Here is a 22484-nt window from a genome sequence, read left to right on the forward strand (position 1 = left end):
GAAAGCAGCATGAATGCAAAAGTCTGGCTGGTAGGCGCAGGCCCCGGCGACCCGGAACTGCTGACTCTCAAAGCGGTGCGCGCCTTGCGCGAAGCCGATGTGGTACTGATTGATGATCTGGTCAACCACGCGGTACTGGAGCATTGCCCCAACGCGCGCATGATTGCGGTGGGCAAACGCGGCGGGTGCCGCTCGACACCCCAGGCATTCATTCATCGCTTGATGCTGCGTTATGTCCGCCACGGTAAATGCGTGGTGCGCCTCAAGGGCGGCGATCCGTGCATTTTTGGGCGTGGCGGTGAAGAAGCGCAGTGGCTGCGTGAACGTGGCGTTGAAGTGGAACTGGTCAATGGCATCACCGCCGGGCTGGCCGGGGCGACACAGTGTGATATTGCGCTGACGCTACGGGGCGTGGCGCGCGGGGTAACGCTGGTGACTGCGCATACTCAGGACGACAGTCAATTGAACTGGCAGGCTCTGGCGCAGGGTGGCACGACGCTGGTGATTTATATGGGCGTGGCCAAGCTGGGCGAAATTCGCGATCAACTGTTGGCGGGCGGGATGGCGGCGGATACGCCGGTGGCGATGATCGAGAATGCCTCCCTGCCCCATCAACGCGAATGCAGGAGCAATCTGACGACCATGTGTGAAGATGCGTGCTGCTTTCAGCTCAAGAGCCCGGCGATTTTGGTGATCGGCGCAGTGGCAGCGGCTGCACGACAATCGGTGTGCGACTTCGCCGCGATGGAATCCGCTTAAATCTTCTGACTGGTCAAATCGCAGACAAAGAAAAGCCCGGCCTAAGCCGGGCTTTTCTCAGAGCGGCAGCTAATTACTTAGCTTGAGCTTCAACCTGCGCTTCTACGCGACGGTTTACAGCGCGGCCAGCGTCAGTTTTGTTGTCAGCAACTGGGCGGGTTTCGCCGTAGCCAACAGACTGAACGCGGGACGATTCAACACCGTACTGGTTGGTCAGAACTTGCTTAACGGCGTTTGCACGACGCTCGGACAGTTTCTGGTTGTAAGCGTCAGGACCGACGGAGTCAGTGTGACCTTCAACAGTAGTGGTGGTGGATGGGTACTGCTTCATGAAGTCAGCCAGGTTTTTGATGTCGCCGTAGCTGTTAGGCTTGACTACCGACTTGTCGAAGTCGAACTTCACGTCCAGCTCAACACGAACAACTTCAGCAACTGCCGGGCAGCCATCAGCGTCAACAGTTACGTTGGCTGGGGTGTCTGGGCACTTGTCAACGTTGTCGCAAACGCCATCGTTGTCGCTGTCGGAGCAGACTTCAGCTGGTGCTGGAACTGGAGCAGCAGCAGGCTTGGAGCCGCCACCGAAGTTCACACCGATACCGACGCTAGGAGCCCACTCGGTGTCGCCCTGGTCGATGTTGTATTGAGCTTCAACGCCAGCACGAGCGTAGAAGTTGTCGGTGAAGTACAGCTTGGCACCAGCGCCCAGGTTAGCGAAGGTAGAACGGTTACGACCGTTCGAACCGTTCTGGTCGATGCTCTGGTCGGAGAAACCGGCCGAGACGTATGGACGCAGCATGTCGCCTGGGTTGTTGAAGTGGTACAGAGCGTCCAGAGCGGTGTTAGCGCCTTTTACGTTCTTGCCATCATCGGCACGGACGTTGTGAACTTCGTCGTAGCCCAGACGCAGTTCAACGTCGTCGGTCAGAAAGTAACCGATCGAACCGCCGAACAGGTTGCCGTTGTTCTTGAAGTTACGAGCGCTGTCGAATTGTTCTTTCTTAGCGAAGCCTTCGATTTCAACTGCGCCTTGGCCTTGTGCCAGAGCGCCGAACGAAGTGGCGGCAATCAGAGAACCAATGGCCAAGCCCAAGGTGTTTTTCAGTTTCATCCGTTAAATCCCCATCTGGTGATTGTGAAGCAGTCCCGCAAACCGGGGGACAACTCGGCGGCAAGTCTATCAGAACTTGCCTACACGTAAGAGGTATTTGCGCTGAACTAAGTTTCAGCAATGCCTGCAAATTTCTCACGCAATTTATCTAGAGCACGTTTGTAACGCATTTTTGTCGCACTCAAACCCATGTGCATGATGTCTGCGATCTCCTGAAATTCCAGCTCTGCGACAAATCGAAGCACCAAAATTTCGCGGTCAATCGGGTTCACATACACCAGCCAGCGATCAAGCCCGCCCTTTTCCTCGGGTTTAGGCGCCTTTTCTTCGGACGCTTCCTCAAGGGGGTCAAGACTCAATGCGTCCATCAAGCGACGCTTTCGCCGTTCCTTCCGATACTGCGTAATACATTCGTTGTACGTGATGCTGTATAGCCATGTCTTGAACTTCGATTTCCCCTCGAAGTTCTTCAGGCCATACAGCACCTTTAACATGACTTCCTGACAGACATCGTCTGCGTCGCGATCGTTCCCAAGATATCTCGCACAGACGTTAAATAATGTTCGCTGGTAACGCCGCATCAGTTCTTCATAGGCGCGCGTTACGTGAAACAGCTCGGTATGCGAGCGCGCGACCAACTCCTCATCAGAGAGCTCGCGGGGGTCGTAGCGCGTGGATAGCGTTTGGGTTTTATTCAAAACAAGTCGTGCCGACAGTCAGGTCAATGTCCACCGCAGCCAGCCTCAGCTGGCATTTTGCGGCGGCATACATTAGCAGGGTTTGCCGGATTAGCGGCTACTCACATGCTGTTCCAGCAGGATCCGATTGGAGAGAGAGACTAGCTCACCCTCATCGGTCAGCAATGTAGTTTTAACCGTGCCAATCTCTTCGATCTGGCCTTCGACCTCGCCAACACGCACTTGTTGCCCAACCTGATACAACTCACGCACATAGATTCCCGCGAGAATCTGACCGGCAATTTCCCGGCTCCCCAACCCCATGGCCAGCGCAACCGCCAGACCAACGGTAATCAATACGATGACGATCACATGGTTCAGCAGGTCGGTCTTGACCTCCAGCTGACTGATCGCGACAGAAATGCTGATGATGATCACCAGCCCCTGCGCGATGCGCCCCAACCCTGAAGCGTAGTCCAGGCCTACGCCTTCTGCCGCGCCGCGCACCAAGCCGTTTGCCAATTGCGCCAGCAGGACACCCACCAGCAGCACCAAGGCTGCGCCGAACACTTTCGGGAGATAGAGCGCCAACATGTCGAGCGTAGCTGAAACTCGCTCGAGGCCAAGGGATTCTGCCGCAGAAACCAGAAAAATCAGCAGAACAAACCAATACACGATCTTACCGACCAAGGTCGAAATCGGCACCTGCAACCCTGCGCGCGACATCAACTTGGTCAGCCCGGTGCCGCCCATCAGGCGATCAAGGCCCAGTTTGGCAAGCAACTTGGACAGCAAGGTATCGAGCAGCTTGGCCACGACGAACCCCAACAGCAGCACGACCAGTGCGCCGAACAGGTTCGGGATGAAGTTGGCGACTTTGGTCCACAACGCAGTCATTGCAGTGACGAGGCTCTGAGTCCAGAGATCAAGTTCCATATTCAATCAGCCTTATCAGCAGTGCGAGCGGTAGGTTTACGAAGACGGGAGACCGGCGAGACATGCGCCGATCCATTATTCAGGGCGATCATCAGCGCGGGCAGCCAGCGGCCCAGCAGGCTGAACAGATCACCGGCGCCGACCTGGCGGTTGGCGGTTTTGAGTACGCGGCCCAGGCAGGCATCGTCGTCGCGGCTGGACGGCGAGGCGTTGAGCATGTCGCGCAAAGACTGTTCAAACGGATCGTGCATACGCACCTCTCGTGATGTCTGTGAAAGACGCGGGCAAGTTTGGTCGGGTCACATGCGCCATCTTCAGACCCAGCGCAAACGACGGAACAACCACCACTGACCAAGGGCCAGGGCGAGCACGGTCAAACAGGCGATGAGGAAGCCATAGGGGCTGCTGGAGAACGGGATTCCGCCAACGTTGATACCCAACAGACCGGTGATGAAACTCATCGGTAAAAAGATGCAGGTGATGATCCCGAAGCGGTACATCGTGCGATTCATGCGCTCGCTGAGACGCCGGTCTTCAGCCTCCAGCACAAGCCCCACGCGCTCCCGGGTCAATTCGAGTTCTTCGAGGTAGCGGGTCAGGCTGTTGTTCAGTTCGTTCCAGTAATCGGCATCGTCGTCGACGAACCACGGCATTTTGATCCGTGTCAGTTGACCGAAAATATCCCGCTGTGGAGCGAGGAAACGCTTCAGCCCGGCCGCCCTGCGCCGGATGTGCAAAATGGCGCCATGCTCGGGGGCATACCGTTCGTCGGCATCCATCTTTTCTTCTTCCTCATCGGCGATTTCCGAGAGGCAAGTGACCAGATCCTGCACCTTGTTGGTGAGGAACTGCGCCAGATAAAGAATGAGTTCCGAAGCAGTCTTCGGGCCTTTGCCGTCCGCCAGTTGCGCCAGAAGTTCGTCAGTGGCACGCAATGGCCGCAGACGCAGGGAAATGACGCGCTGCGCAGAGGCAAAAATCCGTACCGAAACCATGTCTTCAGGTTCCGCACCAGGATTGAGGTTGACCCCACGCAAGAACAGCAGCAGCTCGGAATCCGCCAACGGCAACAACCGCGGGCGGGTGTTCTCTTCCAGCAACAGGTCACAGGTGAATTCATTGAGACCACTGGATTTGCGCAGCCAGGTCTGGGTTTGCGGATGACTGCGATCCCAATGCAGCCACAGACTTTCATGGGCCTGCAGCTGCAAATCGTCGAGTTCAGTCCGGGCTATCGAACGCGCACCGCCTTTTCCATCCAGCACCAAGGCATGCACCAATCCCCATTGCGCGTTTTCTTCCTCGAACATCCTCATCCCTTTGTCAGTACCTTATTCAGGCATCTTCAGCGGGCTCGGCGAAACAATCACGCCGTTGTTGTCCGCATAAATGAAATGCCCCGGATGAAACGTCACGCCGGCAAAGGTCACTGCAACGTTGAGGTCGCCGATGCCACGCTTGTCGGTTTTCATCGGGTGGCTAGCCAGGGCCTGAACGCCCAGATCGGTCTGCGCGATAACATCGACGTCACGGATGCAGCCGTAGATCACCAGTCCTTCCCAACCGTTCTTCGCGGCTTTTTCGGCAATCATGTCGCCCAGCAGTGCGCGGCGCAGCGAACCACCGCCATCGACCACCAACACTTTGCCGTGCCCCTTGAGTTCCGCCTGTTCCTTGACCAGCGAGTTGTCTTCGAAGCATTTGATGGTCACGATTTCGCCGCCAAACGAATCACGGCCACCGAAATTGCTGAACATCGGTTCCAGCACCTGCACCAGCTCCGGATAGGCGTCGCACAGGTCAGGCGTAAGGTAATGGTTCATCGAAAAACTCCTGTAACAAGGAAGACGATCAAGGATGACGCATTCTGAAGAAACGAGTTCCGGTGGTCGCTGTTTACCTTAGTCCATCTCATGTTCGCTGAACGAACCTGAACAAACCCTGAAACGTAATCGCCAAACAGCCACCAAAAATGACCAGAACCGCTCGATGCGTCATATCTTAGCCGCAAGCCAACCTGAACGAAATGCCCTTTTCAGAGCCCTCATCAGACTGCCGCCGCCAGATCCGGCTTCTCCCCCAACAGAGGGGTTTGCTGATCGTTCAGCCAGCGCGCCACCAACGGCCACACCTCAGTCTGCGCCGGTTTGCTCACCAGCATTTCGACATGGCCGAAATTATCGCTGAAGCCTTGCTCGCGCCCCAGGTTGATGAACTGTTTATGCCCGGAACCGATCTGCTCATACAACTTGCGACAGGCCCACGCCGGGTCCTGATGATCCCCCGCAGCCGTCACCGCCAGCACAGGCACCTGAACATCGGCAAGACCGGCCCACCAATCCTTGTCCTTGTCGCCGAAACGACCGAACAGGCCGTACCAGCGCATGCTCTCGATGGCCAGGCCAATCGGTTCATCCTCAGGGCCGCGTTTGAGACGCGAACCGGACAACTGGGCGAAGCGCTTGAGAATAAAGCGACTGCTCCACTCCACCGGCGGGATTTTCAGCGGCCAGTACGTGCGGCTGACCTGGGTGCCAAAAAATGCCGCCGACGCCACGGCCGGCTCGCCAAGGTATTCGCCACCGAGCGCTGCTGCCAGGGTGATACCGCCCAGCGAATGGCCGATCCAGTGCGGGACCTGCCCGCTCTGCTCGCGCACGAACGCGGCAATCGCCGGCAAATCGTAACGGGCATAGTCGGCGACACGGTTGCGCCGGTACTCCTCGTTGCGCTGCGACAAGCCGTGACCGCGCATCTCCGGAATCCACACGTCAAAACCCAGCCGCGTGAGATACGCGCCGAGCCCCAGACCTTTGGGAGAAAACCAGAAACGTCGGTTGGAGAAACTGCCATGCAACAAAATCACCGGCACGCCGCGAGGTGCCGCGTCGTCGGCCATGCCCAAACGGGTGACAGCGATCTCCACGGACCAGTCCGGGCTGTTGCCGGGCTTCAATCGATACACGTCTTCGCTCAGATCACCGCGCCGTTCGGCGCTGATCAGGGCGACAGGAAACAGGTTGCTGCTGCTTTGCATAATGCTCTTGCACAAAAAAGGGCGGCATCTACAGGAGCCCGCCCTACTTCAATTTCAAAGCCGCGCCCCCTGTGGGGGCGGGCCGTTTACAGACGCTTCAAGCCCGGGCCTGGCCTTCCGCCAGGAAGAACCAGGTTTCCAGCACGGTGTCCGGGTTCAGCGACACGCTTTCGATGCCCTGCTCCATCAGCCACTTGGCCAGATCCGGGTGGTCGGACGGGCCCTGACCGCAGATACCGATGTACTTGCCGGCCTTGTTGCACGCGGCAATCGCATTGGCCAAGAGCTTCTTGACCGCCGGATTACGCTCGTCGAACAGGTGCGCGATGATACCGGAATCGCGGTCCAGGCCCAGCGTCAGCTGAGTCAGGTCGTTGGAACCAATCGAGAAACCGTCGAAGAATTCGAGGAATTCTTCCGCCAGAATCGCGTTGGATGGCAGTTCGCACATCATGATCACGCGCAGACCGTTGTCACCGCGTTTCAAGCCGTTCTCGGCGAGCAGATCGACGACCTGGCTTGCTTCGCCCAGGGTACGCACGAACGGCACCATGATTTCGACGTTGGTCAGGCCCATCTCGTTGCGCACGCGTTTCAGCGCGCGGCACTCGAGTTCGAAGCAGTCACGGAACGATTCGCTGATGTAACGCGAAGCGCCACGGAAGCCCAGCATCGGGTTCTCTTCTTCCGGCTCGTAGAGCTTGCCGCCGATCAGGTTGGCATATTCGTTGGACTTGAAGTCCGACAGACGCACGATGACTTTCTTTGGCGCGAACGCAGCAGCGAGGGTGCTGATGCCTTCAACCAGTTTTTCCACGTAGAAACCGACCGGATCGTCGTAACCGGCGATGCGCTTGTCGACGCTTTCCTTGATTTCCTGCGGCAGACCGTCGTAGTTCAACAGCGCTTTCGGGTGCACACCGATCATGCGGTTGATGATGAACTCCAGACGGGCCAGGCCCACACCGGCGTTCGGCAATTGCGCGAAATCGAAGGCGCGGTCCGGGTTACCGACGTTCATCATGATCTTGAACGGCAGATCCGGCATGGCGTCGACGGAGTTCTTCTTGATATCGAAGCCCAGTTCGCCTTCGAAGATGTAACCGGTGTCGCCTTCGGCGCAGGACACGGTCACGCCCTGACCATCCTTCAGCAGCTGGGTGGCGTTGCCGCAACCGACGACTGCCGGAATGCCCAGTTCACGAGCGATGATCGCCGCGTGGCAGGTGCGACCGCCACGGTTGGTGACAATGGCGCTGGCGCGTTTCATCACCGGTTCCCAGTCCGGGTCGGTCATGTCGGAAACCAGCACGTCCCCCGGCTGAACCTTGTCCATCTCGGAGACGTCCTTGATGATGCGCACTTTGCCGGCGCCGATGCGCTGGCCAATCGCGCGACCTTCGACCAGCACAGTGCCGGTTTCTTTCAGCAGGTAACGCTCCATGACGTTGGCCTGGGTGCGGCTTTTCACGGTTTCCGGACGCGCCTGTACGATGTACAGCTTGCCGTCGTCACCGTCCTTGGCCCACTCGATGTCCATCGGGCAGCCGTAGTGTTTTTCGATGATCATCGCTTGCTTGGCCAGCTCGCTGACCTCAGCGTCGCTCAGGCAGAAACGCGCACGATCAGCCTTATCGACATCGACCGTCTTGACCGAGCGACCGGCCTTGGCCTCGTCGCCGTAAATCATCTTGATGGCTTTACTGCCAAGGTTGCGACGCAGGATCGCCGGACGACCGGCCTCCAGCGTGCCTTTGTGCACGTAGAACTCATCCGGGTTCACCGCGCCTTGTACGACAGTTTCGCCCAGGCCGTAGGCGCCGGTGATGAATACCACGTCACGGAAACCGGATTCGGTATCGAGGGTGAACATGACGCCGGCAGTGCCGGTTTCCGAACGCACCATGCGCTGCACGCCGGCGGACAGGGCGACCAGTTTGTGATCGAAGCCCTGGTGCACGCGGTAGGAAATCGCACGGTCGTTGAACAGCGACGCGAACACCTCTTTGGCGGCACGGATGACGTTTTCCACGCCACGGATGTTCAGGAAGGTTTCCTGCTGACCGGCGAAGGACGCATCCGGCAAGTCTTCGGCGGTGGCGGAGGAACGCACGGCCACGGCCACGTCAGGGTTGCCGGCCGACAGCGCGGCGAACGCGGTGCGGATTTCGGCATTCAGTTTTTCGGGGAATTCGGCTTCCATGATCCATTGACGGATCTGGGCGCCGGTTTTGGCCAGAGCGTTGACATCATCGACGTCCAGCGCGTCGAGGGCCTTGTGGATCTGGTCGTTGAGGCCGCTCAGTTCGAGGAAATCACGATAAGCCTGAGCCGTCGTGGCGAAACCGCCGGGGACCGAAACACCGGCGCCTGCCAGGTTACTGATCATCTCGCCCAGGGATGCGTTCTTGCCCCCCACATGCTCAACATCGTGTTTGCCGAGCTTATCGAGGGAAACTACGTACTCTACCAAGGTGATCTCTCCACTAACTGTGTTGGAAAAGCTCAGAAACCGGCGGCCCGGGGGAGCCTTGGCCGGCTGTATGGCCTGGACCTGGAAAATAAGTGAGAATGCGGGCCAATGGCGGCCGGCAAATCGCGCCTATCATATCCAAGATTGATGACTAGCTTAAGGCCCAAGGTGCAAATGAAACGATCTGCTTTCTTTATCTCCGATGGCACCGGCATCACTGCCGAAACCCTGGGTCAAAGCCTGTTGGCGCAGTTCGAAAACATTACCTTCAGCAAATTCACGCGACCGTACATCGACAGCGTTGAAAAAGCGCGGGCCATGGTACAACAAATCAACAAAGCCGCTGAAACCGACGGCTTTCGCCCGATCATCTTCGACACCATCGTCAATCAGGACATCCGTGAGATTCTTGCCACGTCCAATGGTTTCATGATCGACATTTTCTCGACCTTCCTCGCCCCGCTCGAACAGGAACTGACCGAGCATTCTTCCTACACCGTCGGCAAGTCCCACTCGATCGGGCACAACTCCAATTACATGGAGCGCATCGAGGCGGTGAACTTCGCCCTCGACAACGACGATGGCGCACGCACCCACTATTACGACAAAGCCGACCTGATACTAGTGGGCGTGTCGCGATGCGGTAAAACGCCGACGTGTCTGTACATGGCGATGCAATTCGGCATCCGCGCCGCGAACTATCCGTTGACTGAAGACGACATGGAGCGTCTGACCCTGCCGGCCGCCCTGCGCGCCCATCAGCACAAGCTGTTCGGTCTGACCATCGACCCTGATCGCCTCACCGCGATCCGCAACGAGCGCAAGCCCAACAGCCGCTATTCGAGCTATGCCCAGTGCGAATTCGAAGTGCGCGAAGTGGAAAACCTGTTCCGCCGCGAGAACATCCCCAACATCAACTCCACGCATTTTTCGGTGGAAGAGATTTCGGCGAAGATTCTGGTGGAGAAAGGTGTGGAGCGGCGATTCAAGTAGGTTTGCGGTCACTGGCCTGGCGCCTTCGCGAGCAAGCCCGCTCCCACATTTGACCGCGTTCCTTCAGCTGGAATGCGACCAGATGTGGGAGCGGGCTTGCTCGCGAAGAACGATTACACGGTCTCCATCCATGCCCGGGCCAAGGATTCAAAGCCGCCCGGCAACAACCGATCATCCCCCACCGCATTACACACACTCACCCGAATAAACTGCGGCACCGCTGCCGGACTGAGGGTTGAGACACCGGTGCTTGAGGACATCACGACGCGCTCAGGTTTTGCGATCACCAACTTGCCGGTGGAAAGGTGGTTCAGATAACCCACATAGCCACAAAGCGGTTAACCGGGGTGGCTTCGAGCTGCGCCTGATCCTTGCACAACGCGAAGATTTCGCTGCTGCGCTGGCCGGTGAATCGTGTCGCCAGATTGGCCTTGAATTTGTCCTCCAATAACGGGATGCCCTCGGCACGACGCCGACGATGACCAATCGGGTATTCCACCACGACGTTTTCGGTGCTGCTGCCGTCCTTGAAAAACACTTGCACGGCGTTGGCAATCGAGCGCTTGTCGGCTTCGAGGTATTCGCGGGTGAAACGCGGATCTTCGACGACGACCATTTTCTCGCGCAGCACATCGATGATCGGATGGGCCTTGTGGAAATCGTCCTCGTATTGCTCGGCCACCAGATTGCCGAACACCAGCGGCACCGCGGTCATGTACTGAATGCAATGGTCGCGGTCAGCAGCGTTGGCCAGCGGCCCGACTTTGGAAATGATGCGAATGGCCGATTCGTGAGTGGTGATAACGATGCGGTCGATTTCATGCAGACGATTGCGCACTTGCGGGTGCAAGGTCACCGCCGCTTCGCAGGCTGTTTGCGCGTGGAATTCGGCGGGAAAGCTGATCTTGAACAGCACGTTCTCCATCACATAACTGCCGAAAGGCCGCGAGAAACTGAACGCGCGCTTGTCTTCAGGCTTCAACGCCAGATCACTGTTGGTGTGACTGAACAACACGTCATAGAAACCCCACTGCTTCGCAGTTAATACGCCGGGAATGCCCATCTCGCCGCGCATGGCGATGTCGGCCAGGCGCACACCACGACTCGATGCATCCCCGGCTGCCCAGGATTTGCGCGAACCGGCGTTCGGCGCATGGCGATACGTGCGCAAGGCCTGCCCATCGGCAAACGCATGGGACAACGCCGACAACAGTTGCTCGCGATTGGCGCCCATCAGTTTGGCGGTGACCGCCGTCGAGGCGACTTTCACCAGAATGACGTGATCGAGTCCTACGCGGTTGAAGGAGTTTTCCAGAGCGATCACGCCCTGAATCTCGTGGGCCATGATCATTGCTTCGAGCACATCGCGAATGGTCAGCGGCGCTTCAGCGTTGGCCACGCGTTTCTGCGAGAGGTGATCGGCCACCGCGAGAATCCCGCCGAGGTTGTCCGACGGATGCCCCCATTCAGCGGCGAGCCAGGTGTCGTTGTAGTCGAGCCAGCGCACGATGCAGCCGATGTCCCAGGCGGCTTTGACCGGGTCGAGGCGATAGGCGGTGCCGGGGACGCGGGCGCCAAACGGCACGACGGTGCCTTCGACCATCGGGCCCAGGTGCTTGGTGCATTCGGGGAAGCGCAGCGCCAGCAGGCCGCAGCCCAGCGTGTCCATCAAGCAGTTGCGGGCGGTGTCGAGGGCTTCGGCAGATTCGGGTTTGAAGGTGAGGACGTAATCGGCGATGTCCTGCAGGACACGGTCGTAGTCGGGGCGATTGTTCAGGTCGACGTTGGCGCTCATGTTCGATTCACTCTTGAAGTGGTTCGTTGATGGGACCTCGGTTCAGGGCTAACGATGTCTTATTGTTGAAATGCAATCCACTGTGGGAGCGGGGTTGCTCGCGAAGGCGGAGTGTCAGTATTGGAGATGTCGACTGACATTGCGCCTTCGCGAGCAAGCCCGCTCCCACATTAGATGCTTTGTTGTGTCAGAAAGAATCCCCGGGGATGCGCACGTAGCCTTCCATCAGGACCCGGGCACTGCGGCTCATGATGGCTTTCTTCACCACCCACTCACCGTTTTCCAGACTGGCTTCGGCACCCACGCGCAGGGTTCCCGAGGGATGCCCGAAGCGCACGGCATTACGCTCGACGCCGCCGGCTGCCAGGTTCACCAGCGTGCCGGAGATGGCCGCCGCCGTGCCAATCGCCACCGCCGCCGTGCCCATCATCGCGTGGTGCAATTTGCCCATCGACAAGGCGCGCACCAGCAAGTCCACGTCAGCGGCGCCAATGGCTTTGCCACTGGACGCCACATAATCCGCGGGCTGGGCGACGAACGCGACTTTCGGTGTGTGTTGGCGCTTGGCCGCATCATCCAGATTCGAGATCAACCCCATGCGCAGCGCGCCGTAAGCACGAATCGTCTCGAACATCTGCAGCGCTTTCGGATCGCTGTTGATCGCGCCTTGCAGCTCGGTGCCGGTGTAACCGATGTCTGCGGCGTTGACGAAGATCGTCGGGATGCCGGCGTTGATCATGGTCGCCTTGAACGTGCCGACACCCGGCACTTCCAGCTCATCAACGAGGTTGCCGGTCGGGAACATCGAACCACCGCCGCCCTCTTCTTCCGCCGCTGGGTCCATGAATTCGACTTGCACCTCGGCCGCCGGGAAGGTCACGCCGTCGAGTTCGAAGTCGCCGGTTTCCTGCACTTCGCCGTTGGTGATCGGCACGTGGGCGATGATGGTTTTGCCGATGTTGGCCTGCCACACACGCACCACGGCGACACCGTTGTGCGGGATGCGACTGGCATCGACCAGACCGTTGCTGATGGCGAACGAACCGACCGCTGCCGAGAGGTTGCCGCAGTTGCCGCTCCAGTCGACGAAAGGCTTGTCGATGGACACCTGACCGAACAGGTAATCGACGTCATGATTCGCCTTGATGCTTTTCGACAGGATCACGGTTTTGCTGGTGCTGGACGTGGCGCCGCCCATGCCGTCGATCTGCTTGTCGTAGGGGTCGGGGCTGCCGATGACGCGCAGCAATAAGGCATCGCGAACCGGGCCGGGAACCTGCGCCGCCTCGGGCAGATCGTTGAGGCTGAAGAACACGCCTTTGCTGGTGCCGCCGCGCATGTAGGTGGCGGGGATTTTGATCTGTGGTGCGTGAGCCATGGGTGCTCCTTCAAAACGACCAAAGGACTCATCATCCTTTGATCGCTCAACATTGTTAAACGGCAACCGCCGACTCTTCGAGGAAGTCCTGAGCGAAGCGCTGCAACACGCCGCCAGCCTCGTAGATCGACACCTCTTCAGCCGTGTCGAGACGGCAGGTCACCGGCACTTCGAGGCGCTCGCCGTTCTTGCGGTGGATCACCAGCGTCAGATCCGCACGCGGCTTGCGCTCGCCGATCACGTCGTAGGTTTCGCTGCCATCGATGGCCAGGGTGTGACGGTCGGTACCCGGCTTGAACTCCAGCGGCAGCACGCCCATGCCCACCAGGTTAGTGCGGTGGATGCGCTCGAAACCTTCGGCGGCAATCGCTTCGACACCGGCCAGACGCACACCTTTTGCCGCCCAGTCACGGGACGAACCCTGACCGTAATCGGCGCCGGCAATGATGATCAGCGGCTGCTTGCGCTCCATGTAGGTTTCGATGGCTTCCCACATGCGCATCACTTTGCCTTCCGGCTCGACGCGGGCCAGCGAACCCTGTTTGACCTTGCCGTTTTCCACGACCATTTCGTTGAACAGTTTCGGGTTGGCGAAGGTTGCACGCTGCGCGGTCAAGTGGTCGCCACGGTGGGTGGCGTAAGAATTGAAGTCCTCTTCCGGCAGGCCCATTTTCGCCAGGTATTCGCCGGCGGCGCTGTCGAGCATGATCGCGTTCGAAGGCGACAGGTGGTCGGTGGTGATGTTGTCCGGCAGCACCGCCAGCGGACGCATGCCCTTGAGCGGACGGGCGCCGGCCAATGCGCCTTCCCAGTACGGCGGACGGCGAATGTAGGTGCTCATCTCACGCCAGTCGTACAACGGCATGACTTTCGGGCCGGTGTCTTCATGGACGGCGAACATCGGAATGTAGACCTGACGGAACTGCTCAGGCTTGACCGACGATTTCACCACGGCGTCGATTTCTTCGTCGCTCGGCCAGATGTCTTTGAGGCGGATTTCCTTGCCGTCGACCACGCCCAGAACATCTTTCTCGATGTCGAAACGGATAGTGCCGGCGATGGCATATGCGACCACCAGCGGCGGCGAAGCGAGGAATGCCTGCTTGGCGTAGGGGTGGATGCGGCCGTCGAAGTTACGGTTACCGGAGAGCACGGCGGTGGCGTACAGGTCGCGGTCGATGATCTCTTGCTGGATCAGCGGATCGAGCGCGCCGGACATGCCGTTGCAGGTGGTGCAGGCGAAGGCGACGACGCCGAAACCGAGCTGCTCAAGCTCTGTGGTCAGCCCCGCTTCGTCGAGGTACAGCGCGACGGTTTTCGAACCCGGCGCCAGCGACGATTTCACCCACGGCTTGCGGGTCAGGCCGAGCTTGTTGGCGTTGCGCGCGAGCAGGCCCGCAGCAATGACGTTGCGCGGGTTGCTGGTGTTGGTGCAACTCGTGATCGCCGCGATGATCACCGCGCCATCAGGCATTTGCCCTGGCACGTCATCCCACTGCCCGGAGATGCCTTTGGCCGCCAGATCCGCCACCGCAACGCGGGCGTGCGGGTTGCTCGGGCCGGCCATGTTGCGCACCACCGAGGACAAGTCGAAGGTCAGGCCGCGCTCGTACTGCGCGCCTTTCAGGCTGTCAGCCCAGAGGCCGGTAAGCTTGGCGTATTGCTCGACCAGTTGCACTTGCTGGTCTTCACGGCCGGTGAGTTTCAGGTAATCGATGGTCTGCTGGTCGATGTAGAACATCGCCGCCGTGGCGCCGTATTCCGGGGCCATGTTGGAGATGGTTGCGCGGTCGCCGAGGGTCAGCGCGGCCGCGCCTTCGCCGAAGAACTCCAGCCACGCGCCGACGACTTTCTGTTTGCGCAGGTATTCGGTCAACGCCAGCACCATGTCGGTGGCGGTGATGCCCGGTTGCAGCTTGCCGGTCAGTTCGACGCCGACGCTTTCCGGCAGGCGCATCCACGAGGCGCGGCCAAGCATCACGCTCTCGGCTTCGAGGCCGCCGACGCCGATGGCAATCACGCCCAGCGCATCGACGTGCGGGGTGTGGCTGTCGGTGCCGACGCAGGTGTCGGGGAAGGCCACACCGTCACGCACCTGGATCACCGGGGACATTTTCTCCAGGTTGATCTGGTGCATGATGCCGTTGCCCGGCGGGATCACATCAACGTTCTTGAAGGCCTTTTTGGTCCAGTTGATGAAGTGGAAGCGGTCTTCGTTGCGACGGTCTTCGATGGCGCGGTTTTTCTCGAACGCCTGGGCATCGAAACCACCCGCCTCGACGGCCAGCGAGTGGTCGACGATCAGTTGCGTCGGCACCACCGGGTTGACTTGCGCCGGGTCGCCGCCCTGCAACGCGATGGCGTCGCGCAGGCCAGCGAGGTCGACCAGCGCGGTCTGGCCGAGAATGTCGTGGCAGACCACACGCGCCGGGAACCAGGGGAAATCGAGATCACGCTTGCGCTCGATCAGTTGCTTGAGGGAATCGGTGAGCGTGGCCGGGTCGCAGCGACGCACAAGGTTTTCCGCCAGCACGCGGGAGGTGTACGGCAAGGTGTCGTAACTGCCGGGCTGGATCGCCTCGACCGCCGCACGGGCGTCGAAATAATCCAGAGGACTGCCGGGCAGGGTTTTGCGAAATGCTGTGTTCATCGGGTCAGGACTCGGGTCACGGTAGGTTCAAGAGGTGGGGCCGGACACTGACCTTGAAATTCACACTGAACCCTGTGGGAGCTGGCTTGCCAGCGATAGCGGTGGGTCAGTCGACATCAATGTTGGATGTGACTCGGTCATCGCTGGCAAGCCAGCTCCCACAGGGTCTTCGGTGAATATCGAGATTAGTGTTCGGCCCTCACCATTCAGCGACGTTCGATTGCCACGAACTTGCGCTGTTCAACGCCGATGTACTCGGCGCTTGGACGGATGATGCGGTTGTTGGCGCGCTGTTCGAACACGTGCGCAGCCCAGCCGGTCAGGCGCGAGCAGACGAAGATCGGCGTGAACAGCTTGGTCGGAATGCCCATGAAGTGGTACGCCGAGGCATGGTAGAAGTCAGCGTTGGGGAACAGTTTTTTCTGCTCCCACATGGTCTTGTCGATGGCTTCGGAAACCGGGAACAGCACCTTGTCACCGACCTCATCAGCGAGTTTTTTCGACCAGCCCTTGATCACCTCGTTGCGCGGGTCGCTGTCCTTATAGATCGCGTGGCCGAAGCCCATGATCTTGTCTTTGCGCTCGAGCATGCCGAGGGTGCCTTTGATCGCGTCTTCCGGCGACGAGAAGCGCTCGATCATCTCCATCGCCGCTTCGTTGGCGCCGCCATGCAGCGGGCCACGCAGCGAACCGATGGCCGCCGTCACGCAGGAATACAGGTCAGACAGGGTCGAGGCGCAAACACGGGCGGTGAACGTCGAGGCATTGAATTCGTGCTCGGCGTAAAGGATCAACGACACGTTCATCACCTTGACGTGCAACTCGCTCGGCTTCCTGTCGTGCAGCAGGTGCAGGAAATGACCGCCGATGGTCGGCTCGTCGCTCACGCAGTCGATGCGTTTGCCGTCGTGGCTGAAGCGATACCAGTAGCACATGATCGCCGGGAAAGCGGCGAGCAGACGGTCAGTCTTGTCGCGCTGTTCGGAGAAGTCCTTCTCCGGCTCGAGGTTGCCGAGGAACGAGCAACCGGTGCGCATCACGTCCATCGGGTGGGCATCGGCGGGGATGCGTTCGAGCACTTCTTTCAGCGCTTGCGGCAAATCACGCAGCTTGCTCAGCTTGCCTTGGTATTCGTCGAGTTGCGCCTGGGTTGGCAGCTCGCCGTAGAGCAACAGGTACGCGACTTCTTCAAATTGCGCATCGGCGGCGAGTTCGCGCACGTCGTAACCGCGATAGGTCAGCCCTGCACCCGCCTGGCCCACGGTGGACAGTGCGGTTTGCCCGGCGACCTGACCACGGAGCCCGGCGCCACTGAGTATTTTTGCTTCGGCCATTGTGTTCTCCAATCTTCTTGAATTTGTATGGGGAAACTTGTGGGAGCGAGCCTGCTCGCGAAGGTGGCTGGAGCACCTCCTTGCATCAGGGACACCGCGTTATCGTTGGCATCCTTCGCGAGCAGGCTCGCTCCCACAGGGTTTGATTCAGCCTTTCTTCTGTGCAAACAACGCATCGAGCTTCTGCTCGAAGGTGTGGTAATCAATACGGTCGTAAAGCTCCATGCGAGTCTGCATGGTGTCGATGACATTCTGTTGCGTACCGTCGCGGCGGATCGCGGTGTAAACGTTTTCCGCAGCCTTGTTCATCGCGCGGAATGCCGACAATGGATAGAGCACCAGCGACACGTCGGCGCCGGCCAGTTGCTCGGTGGTGTACAGCGGCGTCGAGCCAAACTCGGTGATGTTGGCCAGGATCGGCGCTTTCACACGGTTGGCGAACAGCTTGTACATCTCCAGTTCGGTGATGGCTTCCGGGAAGATCATGTCGGCACCGGCCTCGATGCACGCCGCAGCGCGATCCAGTGCCGATTCCAGGCCTTCCACCGCCAGCGCATCGGTGCGTGCCATGATCACGAAACTGTCATCGGTGCGGGCATCGACGGCGGCTTTGATGCGGTCGACCATTTCCTGCTGGCTGACGATCTCTTTATTCGGACGGTGGCCGCAGCGCTTGGCGCCGACCTGATCCTCGATATGAATCGCCGCCGCGCCGAACTTGATCATCGACTTGACGGTGCGCGCCACGTTGAACGCCGACGAGCCGAAACCGGTGTCCACATCGACCAGCAGCGGCAGATCGCAAACGTCGGTGATACGCCGAACGTCGGTCAGCACGTCATCCAGACCGGTGATGCCCAGATCCGGCACGCCGAGGGAACCTGCGGCCACCCCGCCACCGGACAGGTAGATCGCCTTGAAACCGGCGCGCTTGGCCAGCAGCGCGTGGTTGGCGTTGATCGCGCCGACCACCTGCAATGGGTGCTCGCTGGCGACCGCATCGCGGAAACGCTGGCCTGGAGTGTTCAGGTTGGAACTCATGACTCACCTCGTTCAGTGGCTGTCTTGTTGTGGGCGCCGTTCTGGTAATGACGGGCAATGTTGCGTTTCGAGGCGCCGATGTGACGGCGCATCAGCAATTCCGCGAGCTCGCCGTCACGGTCGGCGATGGCATCGAGAATCCGGTGGTGTTCGGCAAACGCCTGACGCGGACGGTTCGGCGTGGTGGAAAACTGGATGCGGTACATGCGCACCAGTTGATAGAGCTCGCCGCAGAGCATTTGGGTCAGCGTGCGATTGCCGCTGCCCTGGATGATCCGATAGTGGAAGTCGAAATCGCCTTCCTGCTGGTAATAGCCAACACCGGCCTGAAACGCCGCGTCACGCTCGTGGGTTTCCAGCACCCGGCGCAGTTCGTCGATGTCTTCGACGCTCATGCGCTCGGCCGCCAGACGGCAGGCCATGCCTTCGAGGGATTCGCGGATTTCGTAGAGTTCGATCAACTCGGCATGATTGAGCGAGACCACCCGCGCACCGACATGCGGCACCCGCACCAGCAGACGCTGGCCTTCGAGTCGGTGAATGGCCTCACGCAACGGCCCGCGGCTGATGCCGTAGGTGCGCGCCAGCTCCGGCTCGGAGATCTTGCTGCCGGGGGCTATCTCGCCCTTGACAATGGCCGCCTGAATGCGCCGAAAAACGTTTTCCGAGAGCGTCTCGGCATCGTCGCCGTGGATGACCGGGGGATCAAGTTGATCCAGCATGATTGTCGACACCTTTAAATCCAATGCGGCAAAAACTAGCCAATTAGCCCGCATCAGTCAAAGGATAAATGGATATTGTCGACAATCGTCTAATAACACCAGGTAATCTCCACTGGGCGGTTAATCCCTGCTCGCGAAAGCGTAGGTCAGGCGATATCTGCTTCCATTGACACACCGCCTTCGCGAGCAGGCTCGCTCCCACAGGAAAACCCTAAGGGTTATAGACCGGCTCGGGCGCTGGCGCCATAAAACCACCGTGCTAGAATGCCGCCCGAATTTGCTGGCCATTTGTACGGCTTGTCATAAAAAGCTGATAGGCACACGAAGGGTCTTGCGCAACTTTTGCCAAGGACCTGAACCGAAAACGGAACGCTGCGCACCAGGATTTATGAGACTCAAGCCCTTCCCCACATTCTTTGCCCTGTTTTGCCTGCCCGGCCTCGCCGTCGCGGGAGAAAAAACCGTGTACGGCCTCAACGAATATGCTTCGCTTGATGGCATCAATCTGGAAGTCGCGGCCAAACTCGATACCGGGGCGAAAACTGCCTCGCTCAGTGCCCGCGACATCAAACGCTTCAAACGCAACGGTGAATCCTGGGTGCGCTTCTACCTGGCCATCGACGCTGCGCATTCGCACCCCATCGAACGGCCCCTGGCACGGGTCAGCAAGATCAAGCGTCGCGCCGGCGACTACGACCCGGAAGAAGGCAAGAAGTACACCGCCCGTCCGGTGATTGAGCTGGATATCTGCATGGGCGCGGCAATGCGCAGCATCGAAGTGAACCTGACCGACCGAAGTGCGTTCCAATATCCGCTTTTGATTGGCTCCGAGGCGCTGAAACGCTTTGATGCGCTGGTCGACCCCAGTCTTAAATACGCTGCCGGCAAACCCGCCTGCACCATCGCCGCTCATACCGCCGAGTAATTTCCATGCGTTCTCTAACCTTCCACCTGAAAATCCTGATCACCATTCTGGTGCTGCTGGGCGTTTCGGTCACGGCCTATCAGATTTTCGTGCTCGGCATCCCGGTGACCGAAGACGCCACCGACGACTTGTGGAACATCGACGCCAAGGTCGAGTTCGTCGCCAGCACCAAGGACCCGGTGAAGATCCAGATGTTCGTGCCACCGTTGAGCCGCGACTACGTCAGCCTCAACGAGAGCTTTATCTCCAATAACTACGGCGTTGCCGTGAACCGCGTCGACGGCAACCGCAAGGTCACCTGGTCGGCGCGCCGGGCCAAGGGCAACCAGACACTTTATTACCGTCTGGTGCTGACCAAGCGTTACACCGCGGAAAAAACCAAGATCAAAGGCCCGACCTTCCGCGACAGCATCGCCATCGAAGGCCCGGAAAAAATCGCCGCCGAGGCCTTGCTCGCGCCGATTCGCCAGCACTCGGCCGACGTCGAAACCTTCATCGGCGAAGCGATCAAACGCGTCAACAATCTCAACGACGACAACGTGAAACTGCTGCTGGCCGGCGATCCATCCACCGCGCACAAAGCCAAAATCGTCGAACTGCTGCTGTCCATCGCCCACGTGCCGGTGGAAAAAGTCCACACCATCCGCCTCGTCGCCGACCAGCCGCAAACGCCGGAACTGTGGCTGCGCAGCTTCAATGGCACCGACTGGTTGTATTTCAACCCGGAAACCGGCGAGAAAGGCCTGCCGACCGACCGCCTGCTGTGGTGGACTGGCGATGAAAACCTGATCACCGTCGACGGCGGCAAGAAAGCCAACGTGACCTTCAGCCTGAACAACAGCGAGATGAACGCGATTCGTCTGGCCAAGCTGACTGACGAGAACACCGACGCCAACTTCCTCGAATACTCGCTCTACGGCCTGCCGCTGCAGACCCAGCAGACCTTCATGATCATGGTGATGATCCCGATTGGCGTGCTGGTGATCCTGATCCTGCGCAACCTGATCGGTCTGCAGACCCTCGGCACGTTTACCCCGGTGCTGGTCGCCCTGGCCTTCCGTGAAACGCAGTTGGGCTTCGGTATTCTGCTGTTTACCGTGATCACCGCGCTGGGCCTGTCGTTGCGCTCATATCTGGAACACCTGAAGCTGCAGATGCTGCCGCGACTCTCGGTGGTGCTGACCTTTGTCGTGGTGCTGATCGCGACGATCAGCCTGTTCAGCCACAAGCTCGGCCTGGAGCGCGGCTTGTCGGTGGCGCTGTTCCCGATGGTGATTCTGACCATGACCATCGAACGCCTGTCGATCACTTGGGAAGAGCGCGGCGCCAGCCACGCGATGAAAGTCGCCATCGGCACGCTGTTCGCGGCGTCCCTGGCGCACCTGATCATGACCGTGCCCGAGCTGGTGTACTTCGTGTTCACCTTCCCGGCGATCCTGTTGATTCTGGTCGGTTTCATGCTCGCGATGGGCCGTTATCGCGGCTACCGCCTGACCGAACTGGTGCGTTTCAAGGCGTTCCTGAAGAAGGCTGACAGCTGATGTTCGGTTTCTGGAAGACCTGGAAGGCCCTGGAGGCCCGGGGCATCATGGGCATCAATCGGCGTAACGCCGATTACGTGCTCAAGTACAACAAGCGCAGTCTGTACCCGATAGTCGATGACAAGATCCTCACCAAGGAACGCGCCATCAAGGCCGGCATTCACGTGCCGGAGTTGTATGGCGTGATCTCCACCGAGAAGGAAATCGACAAGCTCGGCGAGATCATCGGCGGGCGCAGCGATTTCGTGATCAAACCGGCGCAAGGCGCGGGCGGCGACGGCATCATCGTGATTGCCGACCGCTTCGAGGGCCGCTATCGCACGGTGTCGGGCAAGATCCTAGCCCATGAAGAGCTTGAGCACCACATCTCCAGCATCCTCACCGGTTTGTACTCACTGGGCGGTCACCGTGATCGGGCGCTGATTGAATACCGCGTGACGCCGGATCAGATCTTCAAAAGCATCAGCTACGAAGGTGTGCCGGACATCCGCATCATCGTGTTGATGGGTTACCCGGTGATGGCGATGCTGCGCCTGCCGACCCGGCAGTCCGGCGGCAAGGCCAACCTGCACCAGGGCGCCATTGGCGTCGGTGTCGATCTGGCCACCGGTTTGACCCTGCGCGGCACCTGGCTGAACAACATCATCACCAAACACCCCGACACCACCAACGCGGTGGACGGCGTGCAACTGCCCTACTGGGACGGTTTCATGAAACTCGCCGCTGGTTGCTATGAACTGTGCGGGCTGGGCTATATCGGTGTGGACATGGTGCTCGATCAGGAGAAAGGCCCGCTGATTCTCGAGCTGAATGCGCGACCGGGGCTGAATATCCAGATCGCCAATGATTGCGGGCTGACGTTGCGTACCCATGCGGTCGAGGCGCGACTGGAAGAGCTGAAGGCTCGCGGTGTGACCGAGACGGTTGAGGAGCGCGTGGCGTTTACCCAGGAAATGTTTGGGCATATTCCAGTGGTCGAGGGCTGATCGAGCACCGAGGCGCGGCCTTCGCGAGCAAGCCCGCTCCCACATTGGACTGCGTTTCCTGTGTGAGCGGGCTTGCTCGCGAAGACGGCTTCACAGCCAGCGCGAGCTCCAACCCTGCCCCCAACCTGC

The 22484-nt window shown here is 59.5% G+C and carries 19 protein-coding genes; 5 read left to right on the top strand and 14 right to left on the bottom strand.

Features of this window, described 5'->3' with window-relative positions; translation table 11 throughout:
• Positions 1-9: 9 nt before the first annotated feature.
• Positions 10-759: a uroporphyrinogen-III C-methyltransferase gene (gene cobA, locus AACY19_RS03110; RefSeq protein ID WP_339447807.1), complete on the top strand. Its 750-nt coding sequence runs from the start codon at positions 10-12 to the stop codon at positions 757-759.
• 73 nt (positions 760-832) lie between these two features.
• On the opposite strand, the gene AACY19_RS03115 is transcribed toward cobA, so the two are convergent.
• The 8 genes from AACY19_RS03115 to ppsA form a co-directional block, all read right to left on the bottom strand.
• Positions 833-1867 carry an OmpA family protein gene (locus AACY19_RS03115; protein WP_339447809.1) on the bottom strand — a complete coding sequence of 345 codons (1035 nt, stop codon included), beginning with the start codon at positions 1865-1867 and terminating at the stop codon, positions 833-835.
• Positions 1868-1974: 107 nt separating this feature from the next.
• Complete coding sequence (gene sigX, locus AACY19_RS03120; protein WP_034152870.1) at positions 1975-2565, bottom strand: RNA polymerase sigma factor SigX; 591 nt, start codon at positions 2563-2565, stop codon at positions 1975-1977.
• 90 nt (positions 2566-2655) lie between these two features.
• Positions 2656-3480, bottom strand: a complete 825-nt coding sequence (locus tag AACY19_RS03125) for a mechanosensitive ion channel family protein (protein ID WP_339447815.1) — start codon at positions 3478-3480, stop codon at positions 2656-2658.
• A 2-nt stretch (positions 3481-3482) separates the two neighbouring features.
• Positions 3483-3731, bottom strand: coding sequence for a hypothetical protein (locus AACY19_RS03130; protein ID WP_008076827.1), 249 nt, complete (start codon positions 3729-3731; stop codon positions 3483-3485).
• Between the two features lie 63 nt (positions 3732-3794).
• The gene (locus AACY19_RS03135) at positions 3795-4790 is read right to left on the bottom strand and encodes a zinc transporter ZntB (protein ID WP_339447817.1); all 996 of its coding nucleotides are present in this window, start codon (positions 4788-4790) and stop codon (positions 3795-3797) included.
• Positions 4791-4811: 21 nt separating this feature from the next.
• Positions 4812-5303 carry a ribonuclease E activity regulator RraA gene (gene rraA / locus AACY19_RS03140; protein WP_339447819.1) on the bottom strand — a complete coding sequence of 164 codons (492 nt, stop codon included), beginning with the start codon at positions 5301-5303 and terminating at the stop codon, positions 4812-4814.
• A 224-nt stretch (positions 5304-5527) separates the two neighbouring features.
• Complete coding sequence (locus AACY19_RS03145) at positions 5528-6517, bottom strand: alpha/beta fold hydrolase (RefSeq protein WP_339447821.1); 990 nt, start codon at positions 6515-6517, stop codon at positions 5528-5530.
• A gap of 97 nt (positions 6518-6614) precedes the next feature.
• A complete protein-coding gene (gene ppsA / locus AACY19_RS03150; RefSeq protein ID WP_339447823.1) occupies positions 6615-8990 on the bottom strand; it encodes a phosphoenolpyruvate synthase in 2376 nt (791 codons plus the stop codon).
• 174 nt (positions 8991-9164) lie between these two features.
• Here ppsA and ppsR point away from each other — a divergent pair, with 174 nt between their 5' ends.
• On the top strand, positions 9165-9983 hold the full coding sequence (ppsR, locus tag AACY19_RS03155; RefSeq protein ID WP_008076822.1) for a posphoenolpyruvate synthetase regulatory kinase/phosphorylase PpsR: 819 nt from the start codon (positions 9165-9167) through the stop codon (positions 9981-9983).
• Positions 9984-10293: 310 nt separating this feature from the next.
• Here the strand turns inward: ppsR and prpD are convergent, their stop codons facing one another.
• From prpD to AACY19_RS03185, 6 genes are all read right to left on the bottom strand, one after another.
• On the bottom strand, positions 10294-11778 hold the full coding sequence (prpD, locus tag AACY19_RS03160) for a 2-methylcitrate dehydratase (protein WP_339447826.1): 1485 nt from the start codon (positions 11776-11778) through the stop codon (positions 10294-10296).
• Between the two features lie 187 nt (positions 11779-11965).
• Complete coding sequence (prpF, locus tag AACY19_RS03165) at positions 11966-13156, bottom strand: 2-methylaconitate cis-trans isomerase PrpF (RefSeq protein WP_339447828.1); 1191 nt, start codon at positions 13154-13156, stop codon at positions 11966-11968.
• Between the two features lie 55 nt (positions 13157-13211).
• Positions 13212-15806: a Fe/S-dependent 2-methylisocitrate dehydratase AcnD gene (acnD, locus tag AACY19_RS03170; RefSeq protein WP_339447830.1), complete on the bottom strand. Its 2595-nt coding sequence runs from the start codon at positions 15804-15806 to the stop codon at positions 13212-13214.
• Between the two features lie 206 nt (positions 15807-16012).
• Positions 16013-17140 carry a bifunctional 2-methylcitrate synthase/citrate synthase gene (gene prpC / locus AACY19_RS03175; RefSeq protein WP_339447832.1) on the bottom strand — a complete coding sequence of 376 codons (1128 nt, stop codon included), beginning with the start codon at positions 17138-17140 and terminating at the stop codon, positions 16013-16015.
• 147 nt (positions 17141-17287) lie between these two features.
• Positions 17288-18181, bottom strand: coding sequence for a methylisocitrate lyase (prpB, locus tag AACY19_RS03180; protein WP_339447834.1), 894 nt, complete (start codon positions 18179-18181; stop codon positions 17288-17290).
• Positions 18178-18900, bottom strand: a complete 723-nt coding sequence (locus AACY19_RS03185; RefSeq protein ID WP_339447884.1) for a GntR family transcriptional regulator — start codon at positions 18898-18900, stop codon at positions 18178-18180. Before AACY19_RS03185 ends, prpB begins: the two co-directional genes overlap by 4 nt.
• A 391-nt stretch (positions 18901-19291) precedes the next feature.
• Here AACY19_RS03185 and rloA point away from each other — a divergent pair, with 391 nt between their 5' ends.
• From rloA to AACY19_RS03200, 3 genes are read left to right on the top strand one after another with little or no spacing between them, the layout of a single operon-like run.
• On the top strand, positions 19292-19828 hold the full coding sequence (rloA, locus tag AACY19_RS03190) for a retropepsin-like aspartic peptidase RloA (RefSeq protein ID WP_339447836.1): 537 nt from the start codon (positions 19292-19294) through the stop codon (positions 19826-19828).
• A gap of 5 nt (positions 19829-19833) precedes the next feature.
• On the top strand, positions 19834-21369 hold the full coding sequence (gene rloB / locus AACY19_RS03195) for an osmotic stress tolerance membrane protein RloB (RefSeq protein WP_339447838.1): 1536 nt from the start codon (positions 19834-19836) through the stop codon (positions 21367-21369).
• On the top strand, positions 21369-22355 hold the full coding sequence (locus tag AACY19_RS03200; protein WP_339447840.1) for an alpha-L-glutamate ligase-like protein: 987 nt from the start codon (positions 21369-21371) through the stop codon (positions 22353-22355). Before rloB ends, AACY19_RS03200 begins: the two co-directional genes overlap by 1 nt.
• The last annotated feature ends 129 nt before the right edge of the window (positions 22356-22484 follow it).

Origin of the sequence: Pseudomonas sp. EA_5y_Pfl2_R50, from assembly GCF_963970475.1 — a bacterium.
Taxonomy (GTDB): Bacteria; Pseudomonadota; Gammaproteobacteria; order Pseudomonadales; family Pseudomonadaceae; genus Aquipseudomonas.

What these genes read in the sequence shown, in the direction of transcription:
- cobA (WP_339447807.1), top strand. Translation starts at nt 10, where the DNA reads ATGAATGCAAAAGTCTGGCTGGTAGGCGCAGGCCCCGGCGACCCGGAA.
- AACY19_RS03115 (WP_339447809.1), bottom strand. Translation starts at nt 1,867, where the DNA reads ATGAAACTGAAAAACACCTTGGGCTTGGCCATTGGTTCTCTGATTGCC.
- AACY19_RS03125 (WP_339447815.1), bottom strand. Translation starts at nt 3,480, where the DNA reads ATGGAACTTGATCTCTGGACTCAGAGCCTCGTCACTGCAATGACTGCG.
- AACY19_RS03130 (WP_008076827.1), bottom strand. Translation starts at nt 3,731, where the DNA reads ATGCACGATCCGTTTGAACAGTCTTTGCGCGACATGCTCAACGCCTCG.
- AACY19_RS03135 (WP_339447817.1), bottom strand. Translation starts at nt 4,790, where the DNA reads ATGTTCGAGGAAGAAAACGCGCAATGGGGATTGGTGCATGCCTTGGTG.
- rraA (WP_339447819.1), bottom strand. Translation starts at nt 5,303, where the DNA reads ATGAACCATTACCTTACGCCTGACCTGTGCGACGCCTATCCGGAGCTG.
- AACY19_RS03145 (WP_339447821.1), bottom strand. Translation starts at nt 6,517, where the DNA reads ATGCAAAGCAGCAGCAACCTGTTTCCTGTCGCCCTGATCAGCGCCGAA.
- ppsR (WP_008076822.1), top strand. Translation starts at nt 9,165, where the DNA reads ATGAAACGATCTGCTTTCTTTATCTCCGATGGCACCGGCATCACTGCC.
- prpD (WP_339447826.1), bottom strand. Translation starts at nt 11,778, where the DNA reads ATGAGCGCCAACGTCGACCTGAACAATCGCCCCGACTACGACCGTGTC.
- prpF (WP_339447828.1), bottom strand. Translation starts at nt 13,156, where the DNA reads ATGGCTCACGCACCACAGATCAAAATCCCCGCCACCTACATGCGCGGC.
- acnD (WP_339447830.1), bottom strand. Translation starts at nt 15,806, where the DNA reads ATGAACACAGCATTTCGCAAAACCCTGCCCGGCAGTCCTCTGGATTAT.
- prpC (WP_339447832.1), bottom strand. Translation starts at nt 17,140, where the DNA reads ATGGCCGAAGCAAAAATACTCAGTGGCGCCGGGCTCCGTGGTCAGGTC.
- prpB (WP_339447834.1), bottom strand. Translation starts at nt 18,181, where the DNA reads ATGAGTTCCAACCTGAACACTCCAGGCCAGCGTTTCCGCGATGCGGTC.
- rloA (WP_339447836.1), top strand. Translation starts at nt 19,292, where the DNA reads ATGAGACTCAAGCCCTTCCCCACATTCTTTGCCCTGTTTTGCCTGCCC.
- rloB (WP_339447838.1), top strand. Translation starts at nt 19,834, where the DNA reads ATGCGTTCTCTAACCTTCCACCTGAAAATCCTGATCACCATTCTGGTG.
- AACY19_RS03200 (WP_339447840.1), top strand. Translation starts at nt 21,369, where the DNA reads ATGTTCGGTTTCTGGAAGACCTGGAAGGCCCTGGAGGCCCGGGGCATC.